Raw genomic sequence first — 8852 nt, forward strand, 5'->3', positions numbered from 1 at the left:
TGCGCGGCCTGGCCGAGCAGCCGGTCGGCGGGCAGATCGCGCTCGGCGGAGGTGAACTCGATGCGGTAGGTGAAGGGCTGGCTGAGGGCTTCCTTGCCGTGGAAGGCCAGCACGTCGAGTGCGGCGTCAAGCCCGTCGACCTGGAGCTTGTGGCGGCTGTGATCGAAGAAGGGGCGGGGTACGTCGAGCATGCGGGTGGGCCTCCTGGCGCAGCATGGGCTCAGGAGAATGCCGACCACGTTCATGGCGCGGCTATAGGACCGGGTCGAAAAGGAGCGCGGAAAAGGCGCTTGATGCTGCCGGGAGAAGGGCTGGGCATCAGGGGGAATTGTGAGAATCCTCTGAAGGTCAGCGAAGTCTCAGTCCCAGCAAAGCGGTCAGATAGAGCATCCGGCTGGTGGCCCGACTGGAGAGCAACTCAGCGGCTGCGCTCTATTCGGCCGCCGGACCGGGCCAGGTAGCCCGCACCGGTTTCGCTGATCAATGCATCCCGTTGCAGCGCCGGCAAGGCATCCAGGCCGTCGCGCAGGGCGTAAGCACGAAAGCCCAGCTGAGAGAGCGTGAACACCGCACTGGCACTGCGCTTGCCACTGTCGCAATAGCAGAGGTAGGTGCCTTCGCCGTCCAGCAGCCGTGCCTTCAGACGCAACAGGTGCAGGGGCATGTTCAACGCTTGGGGCGCATGGGCGCGTTCGTACTCGTCCTGCAGGCGCACATCCAGCCATTGGCCGCCATTGCCCAGCAGGCGCACCGCCTCCCCCAGACTGACTTCATCCACCACCGGCGCTTTCAGCAGCGCGAGGAAATCGGCTCGGTCCAGCCGCTGCAGCACGCTGTCCTCCAGCAAGGTGACACTGGCGTTGCGCGGACATTCCCCCAACAGGGCTTCCTCGCCGAAGCAAGCCCCCACCTCCAGTTCGGCCAGCAGTTGCTGCTCGCTGCCCGCACCACGAATGACCTCAGCCCGGCCGGACTGCAGGAAGTAGCAGCAGTCGCCCTCCTCCCCTTCCCCCATCACCTGACTGCCCGCAGGCAGCTCCACGCGCCGCAGGCGTTCCAGCATGCTGCGCACATTGGCCGGCGGCACCTTGGCCAGCAATGGACTGGCCAGCAGTGCTTCAAGCCATTCGCTGTCGACGTCCAGACTGTTCTCCAGCAGCAGGTCCTGGTGGGTCGAACTCCAGGTCAACTGACGCGCCAGGGTGGCACTGTCGATGGCCAGCAATGAGCAGTCTTGCAACGCCAGGGCTTCATGCAGGCGCGGCAGGCTCGGGGAAACCGGGTGGCAACTGGCTTCGCTTCCCGCCTCCAGGCGCGTCTCGATGCCTTCGACATCACGCAGGAGCAGCTCGCCGGATAACAGGTACCAGGTGAGGCGCGCCTGGTCGCCCCGCCGGAAAAGCAGTTGCCCCGCCAGCAGCGGTTGAGGCACCAGCTGCGAGCGCAGCTCACGCCACTGCGGATCGGTCAACGCGTTGAGCGGGACCAGGCTGCGCAGTTGCTGGGGATTCAGGGGTTCGCTCATGGAGTCATCCTTGTGCATCCACTGCCCGGGCAGTGTAGTCAGCCAGCCGCAACAGTTCAGTTTGCAGGGCCCGCCGTCCCTGCAGGCCACCGGTATGGAGCAGCACCAGTCGACTACCAGGCGGAATGCGACCGCCTTGTGCCTCCGCGTGGATGGCCAGTAGGGCCTTGGCGGTGTAGAGGGGCTCCAGGGTAAGGCCTCCGTCCCTTTCGCTGTCCAGCGTGAAGCGCGCGAGATCAGCATCCAGCCGGGCGAAACCACCGCGGCTGGCGTCGATCAGCCGGTATCCCTGGTCTGCGCAACCGGCCTCGCCGAGGATAGCGCGCACCTGCTCAGCGACGCCGTGATCCGAGGGCACCGCGAGGGCACCAATCACCGGGCGCCTACCCGCCTCGCCCAGCACCAGCCCGGCGAGGGTGGTGCCCGTACCGGCGGCTGTCCAGAGGCTGTGGTAGTCATCCCAACCAATGGCCGCCAACTGCCCGCGGATCATCTCCACCAACCCGGCGCAGCCTAGTGCGCCCGTCAGACCACCACCGCCTTCGGCCACCGGTTGGTAGCGTGGGTAGCGCTGCAGCCAGGACGCCCAGAAACCCGGCTGGTGGCGCGCGCGGTAGCCGCCATAGCCCAGCCAGTGCAGGGTCATGCCGAAATGCCGGAGATCTCGAATCGTCGGCGTGTCCTGGCACTCGCCGCGCAGCAGGCCCACCGTTGGGAAATTGAAACGGGCACCAGCAGCGGCCAGGGCATGAAGATGGTTGGAATGGGCGCCACCCAGGCTGATCACGCCCTCGGCGCCCGCTTGCGCGGCCTGCGCCAGATAGGGAGCCAGCTTGAACCACTTGTTGCCGGAAACCAGCGGGTCCAAGGCATCCAGACGCAGTACGGCCAACTCAAGCCCGGCAGCGGCCAGCCATGGCAGGCGCAAGGGTTCAAGGGCTGCGTGGGGGTTCCAGTCAGGCAGGGGCAGAGGCAAGGTCGGGTCCGTTGGCGTCCGTTCGGGGGCGCAAGGATAAGTCAGGCGCGTACGCGAGTCCGCTCAGCCAGCAGTGCGCAGTCGCCCTCCCGCCCGATGTCGGGGGCAGCAGTTGGATTCGCCGACAACGAAGCGACTGGGCGCCTCGACCCGATCGATAGGCATGCTGCAACGATCTCCATTGGGCAAGCTGGCTTCGCACGTCGGTTGCTGATAGTGGGCCAGCCACTGGCGGTACTGGTTCTCGGACACGAAGCACTTCGCCGCGGCGTAAGCCAGAGGGTTGCCCTGATAGCGGGAGATATCGGCCAGCGGAATGGTCAGGTGACCGGCTCCCGGGTGATAAACCACAAACACCACACCCAGTTGAGCGAGGCGCTCCAGCATCAGCTGCCCCGACTGGCCTTCCAGCGCCTCGCACTCTTGGCGCAGGCGATTGACCTCGGCCTGTAACTGGGCGTCCAACTGATCGCGATAGGCCAACTCGACATCCCGAATGGCGAGCTGCTCGCGGTACTCGGCCACGGCCGAGGCGACCCGAGCCTGAAGCTCGCTCTCGAACTGGGCACGAAGGATATCCGCCTCGGTGCGCCCGTGGCGCTCAAGGGCGCGCAGTTGCAGGTTCATTTCCTCTCGACTGGCCTGGAAGCGCTCCAACTCGCCATCGAGCTGAGCCTGCAAGCCGGCATTGACTTCTTCCTGCTGACGCAGCGCGTGTTGCAGGGTGCGAATCTGCTCCTGCAGCGCCGAGTTGCTCTGGTCGGCAGCTTGGCGTACCTGTGCGATGGCTTCTTCGTTCTGCTGGCTGAGGGAGCTCAGGCGCAGGCGCTGCTGGCGGACCAACTGGGCGGTCTTCAGGCGGTGCTCCTTTTCCATCTTCTCCGCGAGTTGCTCGGCCATCTCCTTGGTGATCTCCGGCGGGGCGTACCAGCGATCTTCCGATGCCACCTGCAGCCGGTCGGCATCCAGCACCTTGGGCAGCTCCTCCTCCACCAGCAAACCGAGACTGTTGCCCTTGATGGCATCGCGCAGCAGTGCCAGGTCGTTGCGATCGGCGTTGAGGCTCGGGTCCCAGAGGTGCATTTGCTGCCAGGAGACCGGACACTGGCTGCGACAGGCCAGGCGAATGGGACCGGCCCCCAAGTCAGGACCCCGTCCGGAGCGCTCGGCCAATTGCCGCAGCGGCAGGTTCCAGCCGGTATCGGCACGTCCGTCTTCATCGAAGTCGAGGTAGAAGAAAACCACCGCACGCACCTGCAGGCGCGGACTGATCATCACGTAGGCCAGATGCATCTGGCAGTCGGCGAACTCAGGCAGGCCGACCACACCGTCGAGAATGGCTTCGAACTCCGAGTAGAGCATCTGCTTGCAGATGCCGCGGTCGTTGAAGAACACGACGGCTTCCGCCTGTTGCGGCTTCTTCAGCATGCTCATCGCTCTACCTCTGGCTCTGCGCGGTGAATCACGGCGGGCGTTGATGGGGCCTGGCGGCGTAGGGTTTACGTCCGCACACACTGATCCGGACTTTAGAAAAGTCTAGGGGATATTAGCCGTCGAGCAATGTGACTGGGTTGGCAGTGCCCCGCCGTCGAGGCCAGTCTGACCAACGGCAAGGCAAAAGTGTGACGTGGTTGGAGCGGGTGGGAGCACCGCCCGGTGCAAAACCGGGCGGTGGAAAGGGTCAGAGTTCGGCCGCCAGGCGCGAGCCCTGGTTGATCGCGCGCTTGGCATCCAGCTCAGCCGCGACGTCGGCACCCCCGATCAAGTGCACGCTCTGGCCAGCAGCCACCAGGCCATCATGCAGCTCGCGCAGCGGGTCCTGGCCAGCACAGACGATCACGGTATCCACCGGCAGCACTTGGGGCTCGCCCTCGGCAACACGGATGTGCAGGCCGGCGTCGTCGACCTTGAGGTACTCCACCGAGTTGAGCATCTGCACCTGCTTGTTCTTCAGACCAGTGCGATGGATCCAGCCGGTGGTCTTGCCCAGACCGTCGCCCACCTTGGACTTCTTGCGCTGCAGCAGGAACACCTCGCGCGCCGCCGGATGCGGCTGGGCCTTGATCCCGGCAATGCCGCCACGAGCCTCCAGCGCACCGTCGATGCCCCACTCCTTCCAGAAGGCTTCGCGGCTGAGGCTGGTGGCCTCTCCCTGGTGCGTGACGAACTCGGACACGTCGAAACCGATACCGCCGGCACCGATCACCGCCACCTTCTGGCCCACTGGCTTGCGCTCGAGGATGGCGTCCAGATAGCTGATCACCTTCGAGTGGTCGATGCCGGGGATTGCCGGCGTGCGCGGGCTGATGCCAGTGGCCAGGATGATCTCGTCATAACCACCCCTAGCCAGGTCGTCGGTCGAGACACGGGTGTTCAGACGCAGGTCGACACCCGTGGTTTCCAGCTTGCGCTTGAAGTAGCGCAAGGTTTCGAAGAACTCCTCCTTGCCCGGTACGCGCTTGGCCACGTTGAACTGGCCGCCGATTTCGGCTGCAGAGTCGAACAGGGTCACGCTGTGGCCACGCTCGGCGGCAACGGTGGCAGCGGAGAGGCCGGCTGGGCCGGCGCCCACCACGGCGATCTTCTTGGCCTGGGCGACCGGGATGTAGTTCAACTCGGTCTCGTGGCAGGCACGCGGGTTGACCAGGCAACTGGTCAGCTTACCGCCAAAGGTATGGTCCAGGCAGGCCTGGTTGCAGCCGATGCAGGTGTTGATCTCGTCGGCACGACCCTCGGCAGCCTTGTTGACAAAGTCCGGGTCGGCGAGGAACGGGCGCGCCATGGACACCATGTCGGCATCGCCCTCGGCCAGGACCTGCTCGGCCACTTCCGGGGTATTGATGCGGTTGGTGGTGATCAGCGGAATCTTAACCTCGCCGCGCAACTTGGCGGTGACCTTGGTGAAGGCCGCACGCGGCACCTTGGTGGCGATAGTGGGAATGCGCGCCTCATGCCAGCCGATGCCAGTGTTGATGATGGTGGCGCCGGCAGCCTCGATGGCCTTGGCCAGCGTAACGATCTCGTCCCAGGTGCTGCCGCCCTCCACCAGGTCGAGCATCGACAGACGGAAGATGATGATGAAATTCGGGCCTACAGCCTCGCGAACGCGGCGGACGATCTCCACCGCCAGGCGCATGCGGTTCTCGTAGCTGCCACCCCAGCGGTCGGTGCGCTGGTTGGTGTGGGCGGCGAGGAACTGGTTGATGAAGTACCCCTCGGACCCCATGATCTCGACGCCGTCGTACTCGGCCTGCTGGGCCAGCGTCGAGCAGGTGACGAAGTCCTGGATCTGCTTCTCGATGCCCTCTTCGTCCAGCTCATTGGGCTTGAAGGGGTTGATCGGGGCCTGGATGGCCGACGGCGCGACCTGCTTGGGGTTGTAGGCGTAGCGGCCGGCATGGAGAATCTGCATGCAGATCTTGCCACCTGCCTCATGCACGGCACGGGTGACGATCCTGTGCTTCTCGGCCTCCTCCACGGTCGTCAACTTGGCAGCGCCAGCATAAACGCCACCCTCGGCGTTCGGACCGATACCGCCGGTGACCATCAGGCCCACGCCACCACGGGCGCGCTCGGCGAAGTAGGCGGCCATGCGCTCGAAGCCGTTGGGTTTCTCTTCCAGCCCGGTGTGCATGGAGCCCATCAGGGTGCGGTTGCGCAGGGTGGTGAAGCCCAGATCGAGGGGGGCGAGCAGATGCGGGTAACGGGCGGCGGTCATGATTCCTCCACAGCAGGCGGTGCTAATCGCGGAATGCCCCTGACCTCAGAGGGTCGGGATCGGTTGTGGGGCAGACGATAAAGAGCCGCCACCGCCCGCTCAATGATCAGAACTGACAAGTTACTGATCAAAACTGACAGCCACCCTTGGCAATCGGCAGCCTGTCCCCTACCCTGATCGGCATTCCTCCGCCCCGGACATTCCATGCGCAAGCTGTTGACGCCCCTGATCGCCGCCATCCTGGTGAGCTGCCTGACCGCCTACGCGGTATGGACCGGTGAGCGGCCTCGCGCCCACTACCTGTCTGATTTACGCGCCAGCCTGGCCAGCGACGTGGGGACCGCCAGCGCACGCGGAAATCTGCTCGCAATTCGGCCGGCGCTCTACCCAAGCGATTACCGCGACCCGGACCTGCTGCGCATGAAGCTGGCCGCAGCCCTCGACCATGCCCGTGCCCAGGGCCTGCTCAACGACAAGACCGTTGTCGCACTGCCCGACCACATCGGCACTTGGTTGCTGCTGCGTGACGAGAAACACAACCTCTACCAGGCCCGCACCTTTGCCGAGGGTGGCCGATTGCTGACGCTCAGCCATCCCACCCTGCTCGGTCGCCTGTTCCTCCAGGGCCAGGACCTGGAAGAAGCCCTGTTGCGGGCCAAGGCCCGGCGCATGGCGCGGGACTACCAGAAGCTGTTTAGCCGCCTCGCCAGTGAATACCGGGTGACCATCCTGGCTGGCTCCATCCTCCTGCCCTCGCCCTACCTCAAAGAAGGCAAGCTGCGCAGCGGCCATGGGGCTCTCTACAACCTGGCGCTGGCCTTCTCCCCAGACGGCCTTCTGCTGGACGAGCCGTTCAGCCAGCCCTGGCCGCAGAGCGCCCGGAGTGAATCGCAGCAAACCCTGCACACCAGCAGCGGCCTGGTAACCATCACTCGCAGCTGGAGCGGGGGTTATCCGCACAGCCGTGTGACGCTGAGCGACGGCCAGACCACCGCCAGCGAAATCCTGTTCCTGCGCGGCCGCCTCTGGCCCCTGCACAACTCACCCGCCGGTAGCGAGCTGACTCCCAGCAACACGCGACAAGCCAGCGAGGCGCCGGGCAGCCACCTGCTGAATGCCTGGCTGGAGGAGGAATGAAAGCGCAGCGGGTCAAGCTGGGCGATCTCTCCGTGAGTTTCGTCCACGGCATGGCGGCAGCATTGGAACAGAGCGGCCAATCCCCTGCGGAACTGCTGGAGCGCTTCGGCCTGGATGCCGCCCGATTCGCCGAACCTCACGGCCGCCTGTCAATTCCGCGCTATATGCGCCTCGGTCACGCTGCCATCCAGCTCAGCGGCAATCCCGCACTGGGGCTGAACATGGGCCGCCTGAGCCGCCTCGGCCACTTGGGACTTGCCGGCGTCTGTGCCAGCCAGGCACCGAACCTGCGCGAGGCCGCTCGCGCCCTGACCCGCTTCGAACTGCTCTACGCCAGCAACTACCGAGGCCAGTCGAGCTTCCACGAGGACAGCAAGGGCGCCTGGCTGCGCTTTTATTCCATCAGCCCCTACAACGCCTACAACCGCTTCGTGGTGGATTCGGTGCTGGCGGGCTGGCAGAGCTACCTGAGCCAACTGGTCGGCGCTGACGTTCGCATAGAGAAGGTGGAAATCGAGTTCCCCGCGCCGGACTACGCCGAGCGCTACGCCGAGCATTTCGGCTGCCCGGTGGAGTTCGAGGCCGGCGCCAACCAGTTGCGCCTCTCCCAGAACACGCTGGCACAACGTGGCCGAGAACACTGCCCGAGTACCTGGCGACAATTGCTGGATATCTGTGAAGGGGAGCTGCAACAGCTGACGCGCACCCGCAGCCTGCGCGAGCGCATCACCCAATTGCTGGGGCCGCTGCTGCACGGGCGCGAGCCGGACCTGGAAGAAGTGGCAGCGCGCCTGCAGATGCCCAGCTGGACCCTTCGCCGCAAGCTGGCCGAAGAAGGCACCCAGTTTCGCGCCATCCTCAATGAAACCCGCCGCGACCTGGCCATGGCCTACATCCGCGACACCGAACTGGCTTTCGGCGAAATCGCGTACCTGCTCGGCTTCGCCTCGGCAGAAGCCTTCCAACGCGCCTTCAAGCGCTGGAGCGGCAGCACGCCGGGCGAGTTCCGCCGCGCCCAACGCCAAGCGGGCTGATCACATTTCGGTGGCGTCTTCGGCGGGCTCTACCGGATCTTGCTCGGTAGCGTGGAAATCGAGAAGTTCTTCCTGGTAATCGTCCATCTTTAGTTCCTCCTGACATCAACAGGGGTATTGGAAACAAAGAACATGCCAAGAATGTAACGATTCCAGGTGACCGAAAAATTAATACGGGGCAAAGAAAAAGCCCTCAGGTATTGCTACCTGAGGGCTTCTCTGTATGGCGCAGCGGACGGGACTCGAACCCGCGACCCCCGGCGTGACAGGCCGGTATTCTAACCGACTGAACTACCGCTGCGTGTCGGTTGGACTTGCGTCCGGTGAAACCTTTGCATCGTCTGGCGACCTGGCCCTGTGGACCTTGCCGCCTCATGCTCGAGCACCTCGAACATGGGGAATATGGCGCAGCGGACGGGACTCGAACCCGCGACCCCCGGCGTGACAGGCCGGTATTCTAAC

7 protein-coding genes and 1 tRNA gene are annotated in these 8852 nt (G+C 64.9%); 2 read left to right on the forward strand and 6 right to left on the reverse strand.

Translation table 11 applies throughout. The features are described from left to right. The 5 genes from E8F20_RS26250 to E8F20_RS26270 all read right to left on the reverse strand — a co-directional run. Positions 1-191: hypothetical protein (locus tag E8F20_RS26250; protein ID WP_280286355.1), on the reverse strand; the 191-nt coding region annotated here is incomplete at its 3' end. A 227-nt stretch (positions 192-418) separates the two neighbouring features. Further along, the gene (locus E8F20_RS26255) at positions 419-1525 is read right to left on the reverse strand and encodes a cyclic nucleotide-binding domain-containing protein (protein ID WP_280286356.1); all 1107 of its coding nucleotides are present in this window, start codon (positions 1523-1525) and stop codon (positions 419-421) included. A 4-nt stretch (positions 1526-1529) separates the two neighbouring features. Further along, a complete protein-coding gene (locus E8F20_RS26260; protein WP_280286392.1) occupies positions 1530-2495 on the reverse strand; it encodes a pyridoxal-phosphate dependent enzyme in 966 nt (321 codons plus the stop codon). Between the two features lie 69 nt (positions 2496-2564). Next, positions 2565-3935: a chromosome partitioning protein ParA gene (locus tag E8F20_RS26265; RefSeq protein WP_280286357.1), complete on the reverse strand. Its 1371-nt coding sequence runs from the start codon at positions 3933-3935 to the stop codon at positions 2565-2567. Positions 3936-4182: 247 nt separating this feature from the next. After that, positions 4183-6219, reverse strand: a complete 2037-nt coding sequence (locus tag E8F20_RS26270; protein ID WP_280286358.1) for an NADPH-dependent 2,4-dienoyl-CoA reductase — start codon at positions 6217-6219, stop codon at positions 4183-4185. Positions 6220-6423: 204 nt separating this feature from the next. On the opposite strand from E8F20_RS26270, the gene E8F20_RS26275 reads away from it, so the two are divergent. Both E8F20_RS26275 and E8F20_RS26280 read left to right on the forward strand, forming a co-directional pair. Next, on the forward strand, positions 6424-7356 hold the full coding sequence (locus tag E8F20_RS26275; RefSeq protein ID WP_280286359.1) for a hydrolase: 933 nt from the start codon (positions 6424-6426) through the stop codon (positions 7354-7356). Beyond that, positions 7353-8390: an AraC family transcriptional regulator gene (locus E8F20_RS26280; protein ID WP_280286360.1), complete on the forward strand. Its 1038-nt coding sequence runs from the start codon at positions 7353-7355 to the stop codon at positions 8388-8390. Before E8F20_RS26275 ends, E8F20_RS26280 begins: the two co-directional genes overlap by 4 nt. A 224-nt stretch (positions 8391-8614) precedes the next feature. On the opposite strand, the gene E8F20_RS26285 is transcribed toward E8F20_RS26280, so the two are convergent. Then, positions 8615-8691, reverse strand: a tRNA-Asp gene (locus E8F20_RS26285). Positions 8692-8852 lie beyond the last annotated feature (161 nt).

It is taken from the genome of Pseudomonas sp. BN415, from assembly GCF_029871195.1.
GTDB classification, from domain to species: Bacteria; Pseudomonadota; Gammaproteobacteria; order Pseudomonadales; family Pseudomonadaceae; genus Metapseudomonas; species Metapseudomonas resinovorans.